General features: G+C 60.5%; 18 protein-coding genes and 2 pseudogenes. 14 read left to right on the forward strand and 6 right to left on the reverse strand.

Going from position 1 to position 21,319, the window contains the following annotated elements; translation table 11 throughout:
• Positions 1-76: 76 nt before the first annotated feature.
• Positions 77-1,024 (reverse strand): LysR family transcriptional regulator, encoded by a 948-nt coding sequence (locus LU684_RS02800; RefSeq protein ID WP_024717886.1) that lies wholly within the window; start codon positions 1,022-1,024, stop codon positions 77-79.
• 111 nt (positions 1,025-1,135) lie between these two features.
• Here LU684_RS02800 and araD1 point away from each other — a divergent pair, with 111 nt between their 5' ends.
• From araD1 to LU684_RS02815, 3 genes are all read left to right on the forward strand, one after another.
• Positions 1,136-2,134 (forward strand): AraD1 family protein, encoded by a 999-nt coding sequence (gene araD1 / locus LU684_RS02805; protein ID WP_023048122.1) that lies wholly within the window; start codon positions 1,136-1,138, stop codon positions 2,132-2,134.
• Positions 2,135-2,198: 64 nt separating this feature from the next.
• Entirely contained in the window at positions 2,199-3,524 is a 1,326-nt protein-coding gene (locus LU684_RS02810) for an MFS transporter (RefSeq protein ID WP_016486871.1), read from the forward strand.
• Positions 3,525-3,551: 27 nt separating this feature from the next.
• Positions 3,552-5,105 carry a UxaA family hydrolase gene (locus LU684_RS02815; protein WP_016486870.1) on the forward strand — a complete coding sequence of 518 codons (1,554 nt, stop codon included), beginning with the start codon at positions 3,552-3,554 and terminating at the stop codon, positions 5,103-5,105.
• A gap of 88 nt (positions 5,106-5,193) precedes the next feature.
• Here LU684_RS02815 and LU684_RS02820 read toward each other — a convergent pair.
• A pseudogene (locus LU684_RS02820) lies at positions 5,194-5,403 on the reverse strand (PrpF domain-containing protein); the annotation flags it as partial.
• Between the two features lie 472 nt (positions 5,404-5,875).
• Between LU684_RS02820 and LU684_RS02830 the strand changes: the two are divergent.
• Positions 5,876-6,760, forward strand: a pseudogene (locus LU684_RS02830) (alanine:cation symporter family protein); the annotation flags it as partial.
• 45 nt (positions 6,761-6,805) lie between these two features.
• On the opposite strand, the gene LU684_RS02835 reads toward LU684_RS02830, so the two are convergent.
• From LU684_RS02835 to LU684_RS02845, 3 genes are all read right to left on the reverse strand, one after another.
• Complete coding sequence (locus tag LU684_RS02835; protein ID WP_232894120.1) at positions 6,806-8,176, reverse strand: MFS family transporter; 1,371 nt, start codon at positions 8,174-8,176, stop codon at positions 6,806-6,808.
• Between the two features lie 276 nt (positions 8,177-8,452).
• Positions 8,453-9,376, reverse strand: coding sequence for a LysR family transcriptional regulator (locus tag LU684_RS02840; protein WP_016499727.1), 924 nt, complete (start codon positions 9,374-9,376; stop codon positions 8,453-8,455).
• Between the two features lie 143 nt (positions 9,377-9,519).
• Positions 9,520-10,815 carry a dicarboxylate/amino acid:cation symporter gene (locus LU684_RS02845; RefSeq protein WP_232894121.1) on the reverse strand — a complete coding sequence of 432 codons (1,296 nt, stop codon included), beginning with the start codon at positions 10,813-10,815 and terminating at the stop codon, positions 9,520-9,522.
• 491 nt (positions 10,816-11,306) lie between these two features.
• On the opposite strand from LU684_RS02845, the gene LU684_RS02850 reads away from it, so the two are divergent.
• The 10 genes from LU684_RS02850 to LU684_RS02895 all read left to right on the forward strand — a co-directional run bounded on the left by LU684_RS02850 (position 11,307) and on the right by LU684_RS02895 (position 20,271).
• Positions 11,307-11,837 carry a thiamine pyrophosphate-binding protein gene (locus LU684_RS02850; protein WP_019470870.1) on the forward strand — a complete coding sequence of 177 codons (531 nt, stop codon included), beginning with the start codon at positions 11,307-11,309 and terminating at the stop codon, positions 11,835-11,837.
• On the forward strand, positions 11,825-12,421 hold the full coding sequence (locus LU684_RS02855) for a thiamine pyrophosphate-dependent enzyme (RefSeq protein ID WP_016499729.1): 597 nt from the start codon (positions 11,825-11,827) through the stop codon (positions 12,419-12,421). The genes LU684_RS02850 and LU684_RS02855 overlap by 13 nt, the downstream gene beginning before the upstream one ends.
• Before the next feature lie 75 nt (positions 12,422-12,496).
• On the forward strand, positions 12,497-13,657 hold the full coding sequence (locus LU684_RS02860; protein WP_232894144.1) for an acyl-CoA dehydrogenase family protein: 1,161 nt from the start codon (positions 12,497-12,499) through the stop codon (positions 13,655-13,657).
• Between the two features lie 56 nt (positions 13,658-13,713).
• Entirely contained in the window at positions 13,714-14,910 is a 1,197-nt protein-coding gene (locus tag LU684_RS02865) for a CaiB/BaiF CoA transferase family protein (protein WP_191087731.1), read from the forward strand.
• 52 nt (positions 14,911-14,962) lie between these two features.
• Entirely contained in the window at positions 14,963-15,712 is a 750-nt protein-coding gene (locus tag LU684_RS02870; protein WP_232894122.1) for an electron transfer flavoprotein subunit beta/FixA family protein, read from the forward strand.
• The gene (locus LU684_RS02875) at positions 15,712-16,641 is read left to right on the forward strand and encodes an electron transfer flavoprotein subunit alpha/FixB family protein (RefSeq protein WP_191087729.1); all 930 of its coding nucleotides are present in this window, start codon (positions 15,712-15,714) and stop codon (positions 16,639-16,641) included. The genes LU684_RS02870 and LU684_RS02875 overlap by 1 nt, the downstream gene beginning before the upstream one ends.
• 13 nt (positions 16,642-16,654) lie before the next feature.
• On the forward strand, positions 16,655-17,497 hold the full coding sequence (locus tag LU684_RS02880) for an FAS1-like dehydratase domain-containing protein (RefSeq protein ID WP_232894123.1): 843 nt from the start codon (positions 16,655-16,657) through the stop codon (positions 17,495-17,497).
• The gene (locus LU684_RS02885) at positions 17,494-18,312 is read left to right on the forward strand and encodes an HpcH/HpaI aldolase/citrate lyase family protein (protein ID WP_232894124.1); all 819 of its coding nucleotides are present in this window, start codon (positions 17,494-17,496) and stop codon (positions 18,310-18,312) included. The genes LU684_RS02880 and LU684_RS02885 overlap by 4 nt, the downstream gene beginning before the upstream one ends.
• 187 nt (positions 18,313-18,499) lie before the next feature.
• Entirely contained in the window at positions 18,500-19,105 is a 606-nt protein-coding gene (locus LU684_RS02890; protein WP_232894125.1) for a TetR/AcrR family transcriptional regulator, read from the forward strand.
• Positions 19,106-19,155: 50 nt separating this feature from the next.
• Entirely contained in the window at positions 19,156-20,271 is a 1,116-nt protein-coding gene (locus tag LU684_RS02895) for an FUSC family protein (RefSeq protein WP_191087725.1), read from the forward strand.
• Between the two features lie 3 nt (positions 20,272-20,274).
• Here LU684_RS02895 and LU684_RS02900 read toward each other — a convergent pair whose 3' ends face one another.
• On the reverse strand, positions 20,275-21,318 hold the full coding sequence (locus tag LU684_RS02900; RefSeq protein ID WP_191087724.1) for a hydroxyacid dehydrogenase: 1,044 nt from the start codon (positions 21,316-21,318) through the stop codon (positions 20,275-20,277).
• Position 21,319: the final 1 nt, after the last annotated feature.

Here is a 21,319-nt window from a genome sequence, read left to right on the forward strand (position 1 = left end):
AGCGGGCTTTCTTTTGTGCGCGATTTCTCATCGACTTGCACCAAACTGTCCGGTCTGTGTAATGAAGCTCTGACTCTCATTGGGCCTCGCGGGCACTCGAAGGGGTTTGGTCCATCAAAATGTCTACGAGCACCTGCGCAGGCTTGCTCAGCTCGACACCAACCCGTGTCACCACCTCGTAGGGCTCGCTGCGCGACTTGAGTTGCAGCGGCAAACGCACGAGCATGCCGTGGTCCAGGGCCATCCTGGCGACATCCCACGGCATCACCGCGAGCAGATCGCGATCTTGCATAAGCATCGATAGCGTCGTGAAAGTCGATGAGGTTTCAATGGGGTACTGCGGAAAGCTCAAGCCGGCCTCGCGAAACTCACGCTCGAGGGTAAGCCGCATGGGCATGTTTACCGGGAACACCACCCAGCGCGAGTGCGCCAATTGCTCAAGCGTCAACGCTGCGCAGGCTGCCAGCGGATGCGCCGGGTTTGCCACCAGCACCAACTGCTCCTGATGTTTAACGCGGCTTTCATAGGCTGTAGGTCTCGGGCTGACGCTGGTTCGGCAAATCACCACATCCACACGGCCTTGGTCGAGCAGGTTGAGCAAGCGGTCACTGGTGTCCTCTACCACCGATACCGATAGGTCCGGTTGGTTCTCGCGCAAACGTGCCAGGCCTTCCACCATGATCGGCACCGCGCCCATGATGGTGCCCACCGACAAACGTCCCCCATGTCCTTGGAGAATGCCCAGCATCTCTTCACGCAGATGCGCAAGGTCATTGCCAATCAAGCGCGCATAACGCACCACACAGCGGCCCAGGTCATTGGCTTCGAGCCCTTTGCTGGTCCGCTCGAACAGTACTGCGCCAAGGGTAGACTCAATTTCATTAAGCGCCTTGGTGGCGCCAGGCTGGGTGATCGACATCGCCTCTGCGGCTTTGTGTATCGAGCCCAGTTCGTCAAGGCTGATCAATAGGCGCAGTTGGCGTAAACGAAGGCGCGAAGCCATGGAGCTTAATGATGGCAGCATAGGGGATCACTAAAAGTTATCGGGCAGTCCGCAGCTCTCATTAGGCAGCAATGCCATGGAAATTTAAAGTGGCTGGCAAGTGCTTCCCCACAACAACAAACCGGAGCCAGCATGCGCCTGATCCAATTTGAAACTGCACCCGCCCAGCGCCATGTCGGCGTAGTGGAAGGCGACCTGATTCAGGTTGTACGCCACACCACGCATCTGCGAGAACTGGCCCTCGCTGCCATCCGCAACCAGCGCAGCCTCGCCGCTGAAGTGCTCGAACGCGGTCTGGACAGCACCGACCAGCGCTACAGCGATGCCTTGAACGAATGCCGGGTCCTTCCACCGCTCGACCACGAAGACCCAGCACACTGTCTGATCAGCGGAACCGGGCTCACGCACCTGGGCAGTGCCTCCACCCGCGACAAGATGCACCAACAAAAAATCGATGACGGGGCGGCGCTCACCGACACCGCGCGCATGTTCCAGTGGGGCATTGAAGGTGGCCGCCCCCCCGCAGGTAGCGCCGGCGCGCAGCCAGAGTGGTTCTACAAGGGCGATGGCTCGATCGTCGTCCGCCCAGGGCAAGCCTTGCAGCCCCCCGCCTTTGCCGAGGATGCTGGTGAAGAACCGGAACTGGCTGGCCTGTATGTGATCGGTGATGATGGCCTGCCCTACCGGCTGGGCTTTGCCATCGGCAACGAGTTTTCCGACCACGTGATGGAGCGGCGCAGCTACCTGTACCTGGCACATTCCAAGCTGCGTAATTGCTCATTCGGCCCCGAACTGCGTGTCGGCGAGTTGCCACGCCATCTGCAGGGCACCAGCCGGATACTGCGCGGTGACCAGGTGATCTGGGAAAAGGATTTCCTCAGCGGTGAGGACAACATGTGCCACTCGTTGGAGAATCTCGAGTACCACCATTTCAAGTACAGCCAGTTTTTGCGCCCCGGTGATGTGCACGTCCACTTCTTCGGTACTGCAACGCTGTCGTTTGCCGACCAGGTCAAGGCCGTTGAGGGCGATGTGTTCGAAATCAGCCTGGCGGAGTTCGGCGCCCCACTGCGAAACGGCATCAGCGAGACGCCTGCGGCCATCTCACCCGGCGCGGTGAAGACGCTCTGACCCGACGGTGGCGCAGGGCCGCGCCACCGCAGCATTTCATAACAATCACAAAAGTGAGATGAGCATGAACAACAGCCCCTACCCTCCGGCCCCCGCGCCGGCCCTGGCGACTGCCAACACTGACAGCGCCAAGCCAACCACCGTGCGCTGGCGCATCTTCCTGATCCTGCTGCTACTGGCAGCGATCAACTACATCGACCGCGCTTCGCTGTCCGTGGCACTGCCGTTGATTTCCGCCGAGTTTGAACTCACTCCAGCGCTCGAAGGCTTGATCCTGAGCGCGTTCTTCTGGTCATACGCCTTGATGCAGATTCCTGCCGGGGTGCTACTCGACCGCTTCCAGGTGCGCAATATCATTGGCGTCGCGACGATCGGCTGGGGTGCCTTCCAGGCCTTGGGCGGGTTTGCTCACAACTGGATCACCTTGCTGGTCACGCGCATTGGCCTTGGCGTGGCAGAGTCGCCGATCATGCCCGCCGGCGCAAAGCTCAATGGCGCCTGGCTGACGCCGAACGAGCGTGGCCGCGGTGCCACGCTGGTCGACGGCGGCGCGCCGTTGGGCACCGCATTCGGCGCAATTATCATCGCGGGTCTGATCACCTGGTTCGACTCTTGGCGCATCGCCTTTATCGTCGCTGGGGTCGGCACGGTGGCTGCCGGTATCTGGGCCTGGTGGTACATCCGCAACCACCCCAGCGAGCACCCGCAAGTCAACGCCGCTGAACTGGCTTACATCACCCAGGCCAACGACGCCGCGAGCAAGGCCAACGGCAACCGCAAGGCGGTGCTCAAGGCGTTGCTCAAGAGCCGTTCGGTACTGTGCATGTTTGCTGGCTATGCCTGCTACAACAGCGTGTTCTACGGGCTGCTGACCTGGATGCCCAGCTACCTGCACCAGGCCCACAACCTCGATATCAAGGCGATGGGCGGTGCGACTTTCCTGATCTTCATGTGTGGTTTCATTGGTGAACTGATTGGCGGCTGGATCTCCGACAAGTGGAAAGCAAAAGGCGGCCAGCCGAATACCGTCATGCGCAGCATGTTCGCCGGCTCTGCTGCGGTCGCCGCGCTGTGCATCCTGCTGGTGGCCTATACCCCGGACGCCGGCCTGGTCATCGCCCTGCTGTGCGTGGCGCTGTTCTTCATCCGCTGGTGCGGCATGTACTGGTGCCTGCCGGCGATCCTCGGTGGCAAGTCCAAAGCTGGCGTACTTGGCGGCAGCATGAACTTCTGCGGCAACATGGTGGGCGTACTGGTGCCGATCCTCATTGGCCTGATCGTGCAGTTCACCGGTTCCTATTTCCTGGCCCTGATCTTCTTCGTGGTCATGGCCTTCGGCCTGATGCTGTTCTCTGGCCTGATCGACTACCGCGAGCGCGGGCTGGCCTGAGCCACGCGCCCTATTGAGGTGAACACCATGCAACTCATTACAACAACAGGCAGTGCAAGCGCTGCCAACGCCGTGATTCGACTCAACCCACTGGACGATGTGCTGGTGGCACGCCAGCCGCTGACCGAAGGCCTGCTGCTGGAAGAGGGCATCGTTGTGCGCGAGCCGATCCCGGCGGGCCACAAGGTGGCTGCCCACGCACTGAGCGCGGGCCAGCCGCTGCGCCGCTATGGGCAGATCATCGGTTTCGCGAGCCAGGCGATCGCCGCAGGCGAACATGTGCACGTGCACAATCTGGCGATGGGCGAATTTGCCCGCGACTACGCCTTCGGCGTCGATGCCAAAGGCCAGCAGGCGCCCAACGACGATACCTTCATGGGTATCGTGCGCGCCGATGGCCGGGTAGCCACGCGCAACTACATCGGCATCCTCACCTCGGTGAACTGCTCGGCCACGGTGGCACGGGCGATCGCTGACCACTTTCGCCGCGATATCCACCCCGAGGCGTTGGCGCCCTACCCCAACGTCGATGGCGTGGTTGCCCTGACCCACGGCGTCGGTTGCGCGGTCGACCCCGGTGGCGAGGCGCTGGCAATGCTGCGCCGCACCCTCGGCGGCTATGCGGTACATGCCAACTTCGCCTCGGTACTTTTGATTGGCCTGGGCTGCGAGACCAACCAGATCCCCGACCTGCTGGCGGCCCAGGGCCTGCAAAGCAGCCACGCACTGCGCACGTTCACCATCCAGGGCACCGGCGGCACATCGAAGACCATTGCCAGCGGCATCGCCCAGGTCAAGTCGCTGCTGGCCGAAGCCAACCAGGTCGAACGCCAGCCGGTGAGCGTCCGCCACCTCACGGTCGGCCTGCAGTGCGGGGGCTCGGACGGCTATTCGGGGATCACCGCCAACCCGGCGCTGGGCAATGCGGTCGACCGCCTGGTGGCAGCCGGCGGCACTGCAATTCTCTCGGAAACCCCGGAAATCTACGGCGCCGAACATCTGTTGACGCGCCGCGCGGTCAGCCAGCAGGTGGGCGAGAAGCTGATCGCCCGCATCCAGTGGTGGGAAGCCTACTGCCAGCGGATGGGCGCCGAGCTGAACAACAACCCCTCGGCGGGCAACAAGGCCGGCGGCCTCACCACCATCCTCGAAAAGTCCCTGGGTGCCGTGGCCAAGGCCGGTTCCAGTGACCTGATGGATGTTTACGAGTACGCCGAGCCGGTGCGCGCCCACGGCCTGGTGTTCATGGACACACCCGGCTACGACCCGATCTCCGCCACGGGCCAGGTCGCCGGTGGCGCCAACCTGATCGCCTTTACCACTGGCCGCGGCTCGGCCTACGGCTGCGCGCCCTCGCCGTCGATCAAGCTGGCGACCAACACCCGCCTTTGGGAAACCCAGGAAGAGGACATGGACGTCAACTGCGGCGGCATTGCCGACGGCAGCATGACCATCGAAGAGCGTGGCGAACACATCTACCGGATGATGCTGAGCATCGCCTCGGGCGAGCGCAGCAAGAGCGAACAGCATGGCTACGGCCAGAACGAGTTCGTGCCGTGGCAGATCGGCGCCATCACCTGATCCCCCCAGCCTTCATCAATGGCGCCAGCATGAAACGCCAATTGGCCTTTGCAACGGTATCGCGTCGATCAAGTACAACCAGGGTTCGCCGCATGCGGCCCTGAAGCGCCACGCCAGCAATTTGCGAAGCGACTGTCCCCGGTAGCGTGCAAGCCGTTGCAACGCTGACGGCTCCGAACACACCCATGCTGGTATGGCAGCGATGAGGAATGAAGGTATGCGTGTTCAGCGTACTGCCCGAGGCAGCAGCCGACGCAAGGCACATCTTGGGCACATTGCGCTGGCTGATATCGCCAAGATAGCACAGGGCCGTGATGAGCCACTGATACAGGGATACTGGTCGGTCGTCGATCCATCCTTAAGTAGGTATCTGTTTTTCTTATTGGATGAATGGAGAGCCCGAGCCTTCCACCGAGCGGAAGGCTCTGCCAAGCAAAAAAGCTGCACTCCCTTCATCGCACGTATGCAATTGAGGAAGTGCAGCCTTTCGGTGCCCTACTTCAGCGAGGCGATATAAATACCGTGCGTCCTCACAGAAGCGGTGAATGGCCTGGCAAGCCGCACGCAGCGACTCGTCATCCAGCGCATAAGCAATGCGCAGGTACCCTGGAAGAACGCCCCGCCTGGTACCTCGCAACGGATGCCCGGCGCCAGGTTGAGCAGGTCAACCATGAAATCGCGGCGCCGCTGGAATACTTCGCGGCTGTGGGCGATGAAGTCTTTCGGACCGTCCAGGGCTGCGATTGCAGCGTGCTGCTACCGGTCCTCGCATGGGTGGCATCAAACGCATCGCCAGGGTGGCAGACCTGCTGGTACCGGTGAAAACGCTGGCCTACATAGCGGTTACCCTGTACGTCATTGTGCTGCAATTTGATCACGTGCCTTTGATGCTGTTGACCATCGTGAAAAGCGCGTTCGGGCTCGATCAAGCCTTTGGTGGCCTGATCGGCAGCGAAATCGTGATGGGTGTGAAGCGTGGCGTATTCGCCAACGAAGCTGGCCTGGGCAGTGCACCAAACGTCGCAGCGGTGGCCGAAGTTCGGCACCCTGTCTCACAAGGTGTCGTGCAGGCGTTCAGCGTGTTTTTCGATACATTCATCATTTGCACCTGCACCGCTTTGCTGATCTTTCTGTCGGGCTTCTATACCGCCGGTTTCGCGGGTGACGGCATCGTGCTGACCCAGAACTCGCTTGCCGCAGTGGTCGGTGACTGGGGCCGCAGCTTCATCAGCGTTGCACTTGCGTTGTTCGTGTTCACCTCGATTCTCTACAACTACTACCTGGGCGAACACAACCTGAGGTTTATTCTGGGCAAGAACCGCAAGGCGCTGCTGAGCTATCGCGCCCTGGTACTGGCCTTGATTTTCTGGGGCTCGGTTCAGGATCTGAGTACAGTGTTTGCCTTCGCCGACATCACCATGACCCTTTCTGCGCTGGTGAACCTCATCGCTCTGGTTCTGCTATGCCGAGTGGGACTGCGACTGCTCGCAGATTATGACGCACAGCGCAAAGCCGGCGTTGCCGAGCCAATTCTCACAACCAGTGCCTTCCTGGACCTCGACATAGACAGGACCATCTGGAGCAATGCACCAGAGCAGGTCGAAAAAGATCAGGGCCTGGGTGTACTCGAACCTGAGCCACCAAAAACATCTTGATGAGCAGGATTCCCTGGCAACCGTAGCGGTTGCCTGGGCTTGGTTTCAGCTTCGTGCATTCGAATAATGAGCCCCAGGACGCAAGCCGGTGTTTTCTTCTACAGCCCCCGTGCCGTCGAGGTAACCGTGCTTGCGTAGATCGGGCATGAGCACGGCGGCAATCAGGGTGATGACGCTCATTGCCGCCACGTAGTAGTAGAAATACGACTCCACGCCCGCGCCGCGCAGGGACAGCGCTACGTACTCGGCAGTACCCCCACACAACGCGTTGCCCAAGGCATAGGGCAGCCCTACCCCCAGCGCGCGAACCGTGGCTGGGTACAGGTCTGCCTTCAGCACGCCGGTCACTGGCGTATAGAACGCTGCAATCAGGAGGCCCAGCATGACCAGCGCGAAGGCTTCGTACGGGTTGTTGACACTCTTGAGCCCCGTGAGCAACGGTACGATCAACAGGCTCGACAGCAGGCCGAAAGCAATCATGCTGTTTCGCGAGCCAATCCTGTCAGCCATCATCCCGAACACTGGCTGAAGGCACATGAACACCACCAGCGCGGCTGTCATGATGAAGCTCACGGTCGACGCATCGAAGCCCGCCGAAACCACCAGGTATTTCTGCATGTAGGTGGAGAATGTGTAAAAGTGCAGCGAGCAACCCGCAGTGATGGCAATCGTCAGCAGCACGGCTTTCTTGTGCTTCATCAGCGCTTTTATCGAGCCCGCTTCCTTGTGCTTGGCGCCTTGGTGGCTTGCCGTTTCAAGCATCGAGCGGCGAAGGTAGACCACCACCAGCGCACTCACTGCACCAATGAAGAATGGAATTCTCCAGCCCCAGGCCTTGAGTTCTTCGATGGGCAGCAGGTTCTGCAGCACCACCACAGTCAGCAATGCCAGCAGTTGCCCGGCAATGATCGTGAAGTACTGGAACGAGCCAAAGAAGCAGCGCTTGCCCGTACTGGAAATCTCACTGATGTAGGTCGCCCCGGTACCGTATTCAGCCCCTACCGAAAGGCCCTGCATCAAGCGGGCAATCAGCAACAGAACCGGCGCGGCCATGCCAATGGTTTCGTAGGTGGGCACCACCGCGATCATCAGCGAGCCCCCACACATCAGAAAGACGGAGATGATCATGGAAAACTTGCGGCCACGCGTGTCAGCGAGGTAACCGAAAATCCACCCGCCCAGGGGGCGCATGAAGAAGCCGACAGCAAAAATGCCGGCCGTTGCCAAAAGTTGTGTGGTCTGGTCGCCCTGAGGGAAAAAAAGCGCGGCGAAGTAGATTGAGGTGTAGGCGTAGATGAAGAAGTCGTACCACTCCACCAGGTTTCCGGAACAGGCGCCGAGAATGGCGCGGATCCGTTGGCGATTGGTCAGGTTACGGATATCAGGCGCAGCAGGATTGTGATTGTTGGCGTGCATGGGGAACTCCAGATCTGAGGCAAACGCGAGGCAAGAACAACAGTGTTGGTCTGCGTCGATCTACTGGCTTGGAGTCATCACAGGAAAAGCAGGCGGCAGTACGCGGGGCGATGGAACGCACATCATTGGGGGCACCTTCTGGGATCTATTATTTTACAAGCCAGCGAAAGCGCACTGACTTTTATCCCGGGCAAAGCTACGCCCTCACCTGAGTAGCGGCCAGACCCGCTGCCCTCTAGCAGTTATGCCGCGATTGAATAGCTTGGGGCAGCCGTTTCAGAGCATATGCCCTGCCCAAATGCCTTTGGCGACCAGCTCGCTGGCAATGTCCACAAAGGTCTGGCCGACGTAGCGCGTTGCAGGGCTTACCTGCCGATCGGCGGGCAGCACGAGTACCAGCTTGCGCATTGGCGTCGGGTCAACCAGCGGCGCGGCACACAAACTGCCGTCATCAAGGCGAGAGTAGATGGAGGCCAATGGCAGTGCCGTATAGCCAAAACCATGACGGACCAGGTCGATCATCGCGCCAAAGGAGTCCGCCTCGACACTGGTGGTGATCTTGAAGCCTCGCTCAAGGGCGCACTGGTCCATGATCTTGCGCAGCCCATGGCGGGGGCTGGGCAGCACCATCTGTTCATTGGCCAATTCTGCGAACGGCACGGCCGTGTCCAGGTTCAACCTGGCCTCGGGAGGGCCAACCAGGACCAGGTTCTCCATCATCACCGGTTCGATTCGCAACGTGTGCAGTGGCTGCGGATCGTAGGAGATGGCCAGCTCCAGCTCGCCCCGCTGCAACCAGTCCAGCAGATAGCCGCTGAACGCCGATGAAAAGCGGATCGAGAGGTCTGGGTGAGTGTCGCGGATGCGTTGAACCAACGGCACAGTGACAATCTCGGCGATGGTCGGCGTGGTACCGATGGCGACCATGCCGCGAAATGCGGCACGACCGCCGGCTACCGAGGTACGGATGGACTCGAGCTCGTCCATGATTCGGGTGGCCCGTTCAAGAACCTCGAGGCCGGCAGCGGTGATTTCCATGCCGCGGCCATGCCGCTCGAACAGGTAGACGCCCAATTCCTTTTCCAACTGCCGAATCTGCCGGCTCAATGCGGGTTGCGCCACATGGAGCCGGTCCGAAGCCTTGCTCAGGCTGCCAAGCTCGGCCACATGGATCAGGGTTTTCAGTTGCACTACGTCCATCGGTCAACCACTGGCAAAGAAAGGGGCGCCTCTGAACGGCGTTTTTCACAGTCTAAAGACAGCCTTGATCATCAGCTATAGCATTTGGGCATAGCAGCTAGCACCAAAGGCATACGCCACGACGCGACTGGGCTATCGATGCCTCAGACTGTTGAAGACCCTGCAACCCCCTGTGTTGTGCCACGAGCGGTTGCCGGCTGTGTATCCGGGTCCTGCAGCTCCCCTTCCCACTTGGCAACCACCGCCGTGGCGATCGAGTTGCCTACGGCGTTGGTGGCCGAGCGCCCCATATCGAGGAATGTATCGATGCCCAGAATCAGCAGCAGCCCCGCTTCGGGAATATCGAACTGCACCAGCGTCGCCGCAATAACCACCAGTGATGCACGCGGCACCCCGGCAAGCCCCTTGGATGTAAGCATCAACGTCAGCAGCATCAGGATCTGCGTACCAAGGGTCATCTCGATACCGTACGCTTGGGCGATGAACAGCACAGCGAAGGTGCAGTACATCATCGAGCCATCGAGGTTGAAGGAGTAGCCCATGGGCATGACAAAACTGGAGATTTTGCGGCTTACTCCGAATCGGTCCAGCGCCGAGAGCAGTTTTGGATAAGCCGACTCGGAACTCGCCGTGGCGAACGCCAGCAGGAAGGCCTCCTTGATCAGCGCCAGAAGCGCGAAAACCCGCCGCCCCAGGAACAGCGCCCCAGCCATTATCAGCAACAGCCAAAGCAGGATCAGCCCCAGGTAGAAGTCGCGCATGAACACCGCGAACGTTGCGAGGATCGACAGGCCGTTAACCGCGACTGTGGCGGCCATCGCAGCCATGACAGCCAGCGGTGCCAGCTTCATGACGTAGCCCGTAATGAGAAGCATGGCCTGGGCCAACTCGTCGGCAAGGCGCACGAGGCCCTTGGCTTTTTCGCCCAGGGCCGCCAGGGCTACACCAAAGAACAGTGAGAACACCACAATCTGCAGGATCTCGTTGTTGGCCAGGGCCTCGACGAACGACCTGGGCACCAGATGCGTGACAAACGCCTTGAGGGTGAAGGCAGATGTCTGGAGGGACGTGGTTGCGCTCACGTCCGGCAAAGGCAGTGCCAGATGATGCCCTGGCTGCAGGATGTTGGCCATCATCAGGCCCACCGCCAATGAGAGCAGCGAAGCCGTCAGGAACCACATCATCGCCTTGCCAAAGACTCTGCCCACCGCACCGGCGTCGCCCATGTGAGCAATCCCCACCACCAAGGTGGAAAACACCAGCGGCCCGATCAGCATCTTGATCAGCCTCAGGAATACGTCCGATATCACCGAAATGTACCCGGCAGTCTCGGTAGCAGCTGCCTTGTCAGGGCTGGTGAGGAAAATGGCATAGCCGATCACCACGCCAAGGACCATTGCGAGCAGTATCCAGCCCGCCAGCGGTAGTCTGAATTTCATTGAGCACCTTTATTCAAGCAATAGGGACCGTCACCGCCAGAGCGGTGCACTACGGAACGAAGTAGGACAGTGCAAGATGCCGGAAACAGCATGGTGAGGATGGTGTATCGGCCAATGGCGACTCTGCAGTGGTGAGCCACCCGGCGAGCGTGCGCAGGTAACGAAGCAACATGGACAACCCTCGATCTTATTGTTGTTTTGATTCGATAGCGGCGCAGCCGCGACCGAGCAGGCAACCTAACGTTTTCACCTGCTGCCCAGAAGCGCTGAGCGCGTCTATCAGCTATGCCCGCTTTATATAGCCACTGGCGGGCCTGCCCGGGCCATGCTTCACACGGCGCGGCAGTCAGTCGCACTCAACGTCGATGACCGGTGGCATGGGCTCACCTATGCCGCTACGGCATATCTCAAAGAAAAAAACGGTAGTCGTCCTGCGCTGCATCTCGCCGCATGATGAGGAAAAACAAAAGCAGCACTGCCGGGAGATACCCATGTCATCGCAAGAAGCTGAACAGAACTGGCAAGAGGACGTGTTCCGTGTTCTCAAGGCCCACGACGTCAAGCACGTCGTATTCGTACCGGACGCTGGCCACTCGGCGTCCATTCGCATGTCCTATGCAGACCCCGACATCAAGGCCGTTGTGCTCACCACGGAAGAAGAAGGCATTGGCTACCTGGCCGGCGCCTGGCTGGGTGGTGAACGTGGCGCCCTGCTGATGCAGTCGAGCGGTGTCGGTAACTGCATCAACACCCTCGCCTTGCAGAACTGCGCCGGTTTCCCCCTGCTGATGGTGGTGACCATGCGGGGTGACTGGGCGGAATTCAACGCCTGGCAAAACCCGATGGGTCAGGCCACTGAAGCCTCCCTGAACCTGATGAAAGTGATGACCTGGCGCGCTGACAAACCTGAGGATGTGGCCCCCCTGCTCCATGGCGCCGCCACCATGGCCTTCAACGGCGATGCCGCCACCGCCCTGCTGCTAGGTCAGCGCCTGATCGGAGAAAAGAAATGGGTCAAGTAAGCGCCAACCACGTGCTTTGCCGCCGGGAGGTCGTCCGTACCTTGCTCGCCGATCGCAATGATGTGCTCGTCGTCACCGGCCTGGGCTCTGCCTCCTATGATGTGATGGCCGCGGGTGACCACGACAACAACTACTACCTTTGGGCGGCCATGGGCAGTGCCATTACCGTGGGCTTGGGCCTCGCCAATGCGCAGCCGGACAAAAGCGTGGTGGTTGTCACCGGTGATGGTGAGCTGCTGATGGGGTTTGGCGCACTGGCCACTGTTGCACTGCAGCAGCCGAAAAACCTGACCATCGTGGTGCTGGACAACGGCCACTTCGGTGAGACCGGCATGCAAGTCAGCCACGCCGGCTTCGGCATCCAGTTGGACCGGGTCGCTGAAACCTGTGGCTTTGCCTGGACCCAGGAAATCCGTGAAATGGACGGGGTCCATGCCCTGCGCGAGCGTTTCGCCAACCGGGACGGGGTGAAGCTGGCCACCGTGAAGATCAAAGCCGAAAACCCGCCACGTGTACTGCCGCCGCGTGATGGCCAATACATCAAGAACCGTTTCCGCGCCGCCCTAGGCTTTCAGCCTATCTGACCGTGTTGCCGGGTCGGGCCGGCGGCCGAACCACGATGACGCTGCCGGCCTGCCCCACCCTGGAGAATGATGATGATCGACAACAATCAAGAAGAACTCAACGCCATTCGTGAGGGCGTACGCGCCCTGTGTGGCGATTTCCCGGCCGAATACTGGCGCAAGATCGACGAAGAAAAAGGCTTCCCTGAAGCCTTCGTCAAAGCCATGACTGAGGCCGGCTGGCTGTCGGCGATGATACCCGAGGCGTTTGGCGGCTCTGGCCTGGGTCTGGCCGAGGCGTCGGTGATTCTTGAAGAAGTCAACGCCTGCGGCGGCAACTCCGGCACCATCCATGGCCAGATGTACAACATGTTCACCTTGCTGCGTAACGGCAGCGAAGAACAGAAGCGCTACTACCTGCCCAAACTGGCCAGTGGCGAGCTGCGCCTGCAGTCGATGGGCGTGACAGAGCCAACCACCGGTACCGATACCACCAAGATCAAGACCACGGCGGTTCGCAAAGGCGACAAGTACGTGATTAACGGCCAGAAAGTGTGGATCTCTCGCGTCCAGCATTCTGACTTGATGATCCTCCTGGCGCGTACCACCCCGCTCGCCGAGGTCACCAAGAAGGTCGATGGCATGTCGATTTTCCTGGTCGACCTGCGTGAAGCCATCGGTAACGGCCTGACCGTACAGCCGATTGCCAACCTGGTGAACCACGAAACCAACGAGCTGTTCTTCGACAACCTGGAAATCCCTGCCAGCAGCCTGATTGGCGAAGAAGGCAAGGGTTTTCGCTACATCCTCGACGGGCTCAATGCCGAGCGTACCTTGATCGCCGCCGAATGCATCGGCGATGGCCGCTGGTTCATCGAAAAATCCAGCCAATACGCCCGTGATCGCGTGGTATTCGGCCGACCGATCGGCCAGAACCAGGGCGTGCAGTTCCCCATCGCTGAAGCCCACATCGAAATCGAAGCCGCCGACCTGATGCGCTGGCGTGCTTGCGCCGAGTACGACAGCGGTCGCAACGCTGGCGCCGCCGCGAACATGGCCAAGTACCTGGCGGCCAAAGCCAGTTGGGAGGCTGCCAACGCATGCTTGCAGACCCACGGCGGCTTCGGCTTTGCCAATGAATATGACGTCGAGCGCAAGTTCCGCGAAACCCGCCTTTATCAGGTCGCGCCCATTTCAACCAACCTGATCTTGTCCTACGTGGCCGAACATCTGCTGGAACTGCCACGTTCGTTCTGACCCAGGGCCCCCTCGCCAACCGGGAGGGGCCTGCCAAAACAAGAGAGACAACAATCATGAGTCAGCCCATTCGCCCACTTGACGGCATAACCGTCATCAGCCTCGAACATGCGATCGCAGCGCCCTTCTGTACCCGTCAGCTGGCTGACCTGGGCGCCCGGGTGATCAAGGTCGAACGCCCGGGCAGTGGCGACTTCGCCCGTGGTTACGATCAGCGGGTCAACGGCCTGGCCTCGCATTTCGTCTGGACCAACCGCTCGAAAGAAAGCCTGGCCCTTGACCTCAAGCAGGATATCGCCGGGGACATCCTTGGCCAGCTACTGGAGCAAGCCGATGTGCTGGTGCAGAACCTGGCGCCAGGCGCGGCCGCCCGCCTTGGGTTGAGCTTTGAGCAACTGCACGAGCGCTTTCCGCGGCTCATCGTCTGCGACATCTCCGGCTATGGCGCTGGGGGCCCCTACGAGCAGAAAAAAGCCTATGACCTGCTGATTCAGAGCGAAGGCGGTTTTCTTTCGGTCACCGGTGGGCCCGGCGAAGACGGGATGGCCAAGGCGGGCAATTCGATAGCGGATATTGCTGCCGGCATGTATGCCTACACGGGCGTCCTCTCGGCCGTACTGTTGCGGGAAAAAACCGGCATCGGCAGCCACGTTGAAGTTTCGATGTTGGAGAGCCTGGTGGAGTGGATGAATTACCCGCTCTATTACGCCTACGAGGGTGCCCCGCCACCGCCTCGCGCTGGTGCAGCGCACGCCACGATCTATCCATACGGCCCATTCCCTATTGGCGATGGCAGCACCGTGATGCTCGGCCTGCAGAACGAACGGGAGTGGCAGCTGTTCTGCGAGCATGTGCTGATCCGGCCAGAGCTTGCGGATGATGATCAGTTTTCTGCCAACTTCAAACGCGTGGCCAACCGCGACGCCCTGCGAGCGTTGATCATCGAGGCTTTCGCCCCATTGAGCTTCGATACCGTTATTCAGCGGCTGGACCAGGCCAGCATTGCCAACGCCAAGGTTAACGATATGCAGGGTGTCTGGGAGCACCCACAACTAAAAGCCCGAGACCGCTGGCGGCGCATCGACACGGCCGCAGGCAGCGTTCCCAGCCTGCTCCCGCCCGCCACCAGCAATGCCTTTGCGCCCCGTATGGGCCCGGTGCCCGCGCTTGGCGAGCACAGCGAAAACATCCTTGCCGAACTTGGCCTGACTCATGAACGAATTCAACAGCTGCGCGCTTCAGGGGTCATCTGACCCCTCTTTTTACCGCCTGTTGTGAAAGCTCAAGAACAGAGTATTACTGCTTATGAAAGTGCTGGTCGCTATCAAACGTGTGGTCGACTACAACGTCAAAGTCCGCGTCAAGGCGGACAACGCCGGCGTCGACCTTGCAAACGTCAAGATGTCCATGAACCCCTTCTGCGAAATCGCCGTGGAAGAAGCCGTACGCCTGAAAGAAAAGGGCGTGGCGAGCGAGATCGTCGTCGTCTCCGTCGGCCCGCCCGCTGCCGAGGAGCAGCTGCGTACTGCGCTGGCGCTAGGCGCCGACCGTGCCATCCTGGTCGAAGCCGTCGATGAGCTGAGCTCCCTGGCCGTAGCCAAAGCGCTGAAAGCCGTTGTCGACAAAGAGCAGCCGCAGCTGGTCATCCTTGGCAAGCAGGCCATCGACAGCGACAACAACCAGACCGGCCAGATGCTGGCCGCGCTGACCGGCTACGCCCAGGGCACCTTCGCCTCCAAGGTCATCGTTGCTGGCGACAAGCTGAACGTCACCCGTGAAATCGATGGCGGCCTGCAGACCGTGTCGCTGAACCTGCCAGCCATCGTCACCACCGACCTACGCCTGAACGAGCCACGCTATGCGTCGCTGCCGAACATCATGAAGGCCAAGAAGAAGCCGCTGGAGACCGTCAAGCCTGACGACCTGGGCGTTTCCCTCGCCTCCACCAACACGACCCTGAAAGTCGAAGCGCCAGCTGCGCGCAGCGCGGGTATCAAGGTCAACTCGGTGGCCGAACTGGTCGAAAAGCTGAAGAACGAAGCGAAGGTAATCTGATGACCATCCTGGTAGTAGCTGAACACGACAATCACACACTCGCCGCGCCGACCTTGAATACCCTGGCTGCAGCCCGCCAGATCGGAGGGGAAGTCGTGGTCCTGGTCGCGGGGCTGGACGTTTCCGGTGTCGCTTTCGCGGCTGCGCAGATCGCTGGAGTGAGTAAAGTGCTAATGGCAGACGACGCTGCCTACGCGCGCCAGTTCCCGGAAAATGTTGCGCCATTGGTGGCCAACCTGGGTCGCGACTTCAGCCATGTACTGGCCCCGGCCACCAGCAACGGCAAAAACATCCTGCCGCGGGTGGCAGCATTGCTGGATGTCGATCAGATCTCCGAAATCATTTCTGTCGAGTCTGCCGATACCTTCAAGCGCCCGATCTATGCGGGCAACGCCATTGCCACCGTGCAGTCGAACGCCGCAGTCAAAGTCATCACCGTCCGATCCACCGGCTTTGAGGCCCTGCCGGCAGAAGGCGGTAGTGCGCCGATCGTGGCATTGGCTGGCGCCCGCGATACAGGCATATCAGCGTTCGTCGGCGAAGAACTGGCCACGTCCGATCGCCCCGAGCTGACCGTGGCAGACATCGTTGTTTCCGGTGGCCGCGGCATGGGCAACGGTGACAATTTCAGCCACCTGTACCGCCTGGCCGACAAGCTGGGCGCCGCAGTTGGTGCATCGCGCGCAGCGGTAGACGCAGGTTTTGTTCCCAACGACATGCAGGTCGGCCAGACCGGCAAGATCGTGGCCCCGCAGCTGTACATCGCGGTCGGTATCTCCGGCGCGATCCAGCATTTGGCGGGCATGAAGGAATCCAAGGTCATTGTCGCGATCAACAAGGATGAAGAAGCCCCGATCTTCCAGGTGGCCGATTACGGACTGGTCGGCGACTTGTTCGACATAGTGCCAGCACTCACCTCCACGCTGTAACAGGACAAAAACAATGACCCCATCAGCACCTGAAACCTGGATCGGTCGCAGTGAGACCGTGCACGATTGCATCAGCCATAACCTGGTTAAACGTATTGCCGCAACCCTGAGTGAGCCAGCGCCAGCTCCGGGTGCCCCCCTGCCCGAGCTCTGGCACTGGGCATTCTTCCAGGACGCCGTCGAGCACTCCGGCCTAGGTGGGGACGGTCATCCAGCGCGAGGCGGTTTCTTGCCCCCGGCAGATAACCGCAACCGCATGTGGGCAGGTGGTCGCCTGGAGTTCCTCCACCCGCTGCGCGTCGATGCCCAGGTATCTCGCCGTTCGACCATCCTCAACGTTCAGGAAAAGCATGGGCGTACGGGGTCCTTGCTGTTTGTCACCGTACAACATGAGTACGTGCAAGACGGCCAGCGGGCGCTCATCGAGGAACAGGACATCGTTTATCGTGAGCCATCGCCACCCAAACTGGGCGGAACCGAGCCGCTGCCGCAGGGAGACTGGCATCTTCACGTTCAGCCAAGCCCGACGCTGCTGTTCCGCTATTCGGCGGTGACGTTCAATGGCCACCGCATTCACTATGATTGGCCTTATGTGACCGAAACCGAAGGTTACCCTGGCCTGGTGGTGCACGGCCCCCTGATCGCAACGCTGAACGTGCAAGCATTCGTACGGGCGAACCCGCAATTGACAGTGCGTCGATTCAGCTTCCGTGGTGTTCGTCCCTTGATCTGCCCTGACGCGTTCGACGTCGGTGGCCGATTGATCGGTGAGGGTAAAGCCCAGGTCTGGGCTGGCAATCAGGCAGGTCAGGCCCAGGTCGGCGAGATCGAATTCGTCCAGGAGGCACGCCAATGACACAACAACCCGTAGTCCGTAGCGCGCTTTTCGTTCCCGCGACTCGCCCAGAACGCATTCCGAAAGCATTGGCCAGTGGTGCGGACCGGGTCATTGTCGACCTTGAGGATGCTGTGGAAGAGACGCTTAAGGAGCAGGCGCGCAACAACCTCGACCAGTTCCTCGACGATCATCCGCAGGCCAAGATGCTGGTACGGGTGAATGCGCCTGGTCACTGGGCCCACGAGGCTGACCTGTCGCTTTGCCGGCGTCATGCCGGGGTCATCGGCATTCTGCTGCCAAAGGCTGAAAGCGTCGACCAGATAGATCGTGCCCATGCTACTGGCAAGGCGGTGTGGCCAATCATCGAAAGTGCCAAGGGCCTGGCTGCCCTACCATCCTTGGCGGCAGCGGCTGGCGTAGACAGGTTGTCATTTGGTAGCCTGGACCTGGGCCTGGACCTTGGCCTCAGCACGGGTAGCGCAGCAGCCGAGCACGTGCTGGGGCACGCCCGTTACGCAGTGCTGCTACATAGCCGTGTCGCGGGATTGGCCGCGCCCTTGGACGGCGTGTTCCCCGCCATCCAGGATATCGACGGCTTGCAGCGTCAAGTCCGGTTCGCACGGGACATGGGCTTTGGCGGTGCCTTGTGCATCCACCCAAGCCAGGTCAAGGTGATCCACGATGCCCTGAAGCCCTCACATCACGAGCTGGATTGGGCTCGACGGGTGGTCGAGCAGGCCGAAGCTGGCGCCGGCGTATTCACCCTTGATGGCCAGATGGTCGACGCTCCGGTGATTCTGCGTGCCCGGGCAATCTTGCTGCAGGCGGGTTGAAGGGTTCAGTTCATGCTCCCGTTACAGCACGCGACCACTGTTCTGACGCGCAGGGGTAATCTGTATCGGGGGCACCCGTCGAAGAGGTGCCGTATGTGGTTGATGAATGGCGCAGCCCTGCCACCGCGCAACTGCTGCAAGCGCTTGATCTGCCGGCTGCTGCGTGCCCTATCCAGGTTGCCGGCGTATGGTTGACGCCGCCCGTACATGCCCTCCACCTGTCATGCAGGCCGCGTCAGAGCTGATGGTTGAAATAGGCTATACCGCCATGACCATGCGAAAACTGGCGCAACGTGTCGGAATACTCCCAGGCAGCCTTTACCATCACGTCGACTGCAAACAGGATCTCCTGCTCAATGTGGTCTTGGACATCGTCGAAAAACGTCTTCAGGCGTGGCATGCGAGCGTATGCCCACGCGACCTGAAGGGATATGTGTGTTTCTCACTCGAGCGACAAGTCACCGTCCCACAGGAAGATTTGATTTTGCGACACGAGGTCAGGCACCTTGAAACCAGCCACCGGCGCTGGCTGGATCGGGCGAGTGCGCAGCTGGCCCAGCCTGTGGAGTGCATCATTCAGAAAGGTTGTGCGACAGGCCAGTACCGCGTGGACGACCCCTCCAAAGCCTCGCTGGCGATCGTTGCGATTATCGAAAGCGCCAACAGCCTGCGGTTCAGCAAGGCGCCTTTCGATGAAACCTGGATCCAGGAGCACATCCTGCAGGCGTGCAATGCATTGCTGCGACCTCATCATCGCGCGCTCTGGTGCTCAGGCCACCGCAATCATCCTTGACCTATCCTGTCTGCAAGCACGCCCGGACGGAACGGATCAGGACCTAGATCATGCCATTCAGATTCACGCTGTGGTCGAGCCTCGCGCAGTTCACCCAAGGGATCCGAAAAGAGTTCTCCAACCCGGACCGCCTCCCCCAACGCTTGCTGGACGAAGCCGAGACGCTACTGTCCGTGTTGCTGGCTATCGGCATGGCGCATTATCTGGCTGTCGATAATGTTGGCTGGGCTGCTTTCAGTGGCTACATGGTGATGCGTTCAAGTCTGCACGACTGCGTTTACCGTGGCGGGCTCCGGATCATCGGCACTGCCGCAGGCGGCTTGGCCGCAGCAGCGCTACTGACTCAAATGCAAATAAGCGTGCATTGGCTTGGTCCCGTCATAGGGCTGGTCGGCGCATGCACGCTGTGGTGCGCCATCCTCCATGAGCATGGTTACGCCTGGCTGTTTGCCGGACTGACATTCGCCATGGTGGCTATCTCCGGATCTGACGCGACGGGTGGCCCATCCGTGATCGAGATAGCCAGAACCCGCCTGGAGGAAGTGGCATGCGGCACCCTTGCCTGCTGGTTCGTAGCCATGCTCTCCGGCCGTACTGTGCGCAAGATGGTTCCCGATGGTGCGTTATCTTCCCGATCTGGCGCGCGCGTGAGCGAACCGGACCTTGACCGTTGCCTGCTAGGTCATGTGCTGCAGGCAGGCCTGGCGTTGGCGTTGATCCCTTCCTTGGGTATCTGGCTGGAAGTGGCGGGATTGAGCCAGGCAGCTATCACCGTCATGGCCGTGATGATGGTGCCACCGGGGGCGCTATTGCCAGGTAGCCGCGCAGTCACGCTGCGCAATGTTCATCGCCTGGCAGGCTGTTGCGCGGGCGCTGCCTGTGCGGGGCTGGCTTTATGGCTGGTAGGTTCGAACTGGATCGCCATGACCCTGGCAATGTGCATCGGCGTGATGGTCGGGCGGCACATCGAGAACAGTAACCGCTCATACGCTTACGCCGGCACCCAATTTTCCCTCGTGTATCTGGTAGTGATGGTGCCTGATACTTACGTCAACGTCAGCCCTGCGCCCGGGTTCATCCGCCTGGAGGGGGTGCTGGCAGGTTTCGTCCTGATCGGCGTAATACGCCTGGCGAATCAGCTGATCCGCCAGAGCGTGTCCCAATGAACGCTAGGCTGACGAATGACTGCTGGGCTGGAGCCGTTGTCGATAGGCTGCAAACACTTGCGGGTTGACCATACGTGGCCCCTCCTCCCCGCGCAGCACCTGCAGAATTTGCTCCGCTGCCCATAGCCCCATGCGCAGACGGGCCTCGCGGGTTACACCTGCGGTGTGATAAAGGCCTACCACGTTATCAAGCCCAAGCAATGGATGATCGAGGGCTGGCGGCTCTTCGTCCCAGACGTCGATACCCGCGCCCCCAAGGTGATTACAGGCCAGCGCCGCATAAAGTGCGGCCTCGTCATGCAGGCCGCCACGCGCCGTATTGATAAAAATGGCGCCCTTGCGCATCGACGCAAACGTTGTTGCGTTCATCATGTTCAGCGTCGAAGCCAGGCGGGGGCAATGTAACGACACGACATCACTCTGCTGCAAAAGCGCCCCCAGTTCGCAGCCTGTTGCGCCTCGCTGATCGATCTGCTCGCTTGTCAGTAACGGATCATGGGCGATGACCCGCATGCCCAGGGCCTGGGCGATACGTGCTACCCGTGTACCTATCTCACCGATACCGACCAGACCCAGCGTTTTTCCTGAAAGCTCGAAGCCCATCAAATCTTCGCGAGGGAAACCTCGGTCCCTACGCAACCGCCGATCCGATTCGCTGATGCGCCGCGCACTGTCGAGCATCAGCCCGATGGTTGCCTCTGCTACCGATTGGGCATTGGCACCGGACTGGTTCACTACCAGAACGCCGGCACGGGTGCAGGCATCGACGTCGACGGTGTCATAACCGGCCCCATTGGTTGAGACACAAAGCAGGCTTGGCAGTTGGTTGAGTAAACGTTCAGTCACACGCCATTCAGGTGGCAGCTCATCGCGTGCGGATGGCACCTGGTACACCTGGCAACTACGCAGCGCTTGCATGATCAGCGCGGGCGCCTGGTCACGAGGTACGGTTTGCAACACCACATCGGCTGAGGCTTCGAGCGTCTGGGCCATCACGGGGTGGTACCAGACGTCGAAGCGTACGATCTTCTTCACTTCGCTATTCATG

Source organism: Pseudomonas sp. NMI542_15 (genome assembly GCF_021283425.1).
Lineage (GTDB): Bacteria > Pseudomonadota > Gammaproteobacteria > Pseudomonadales > Pseudomonadaceae > Aquipseudomonas > Aquipseudomonas fortuita.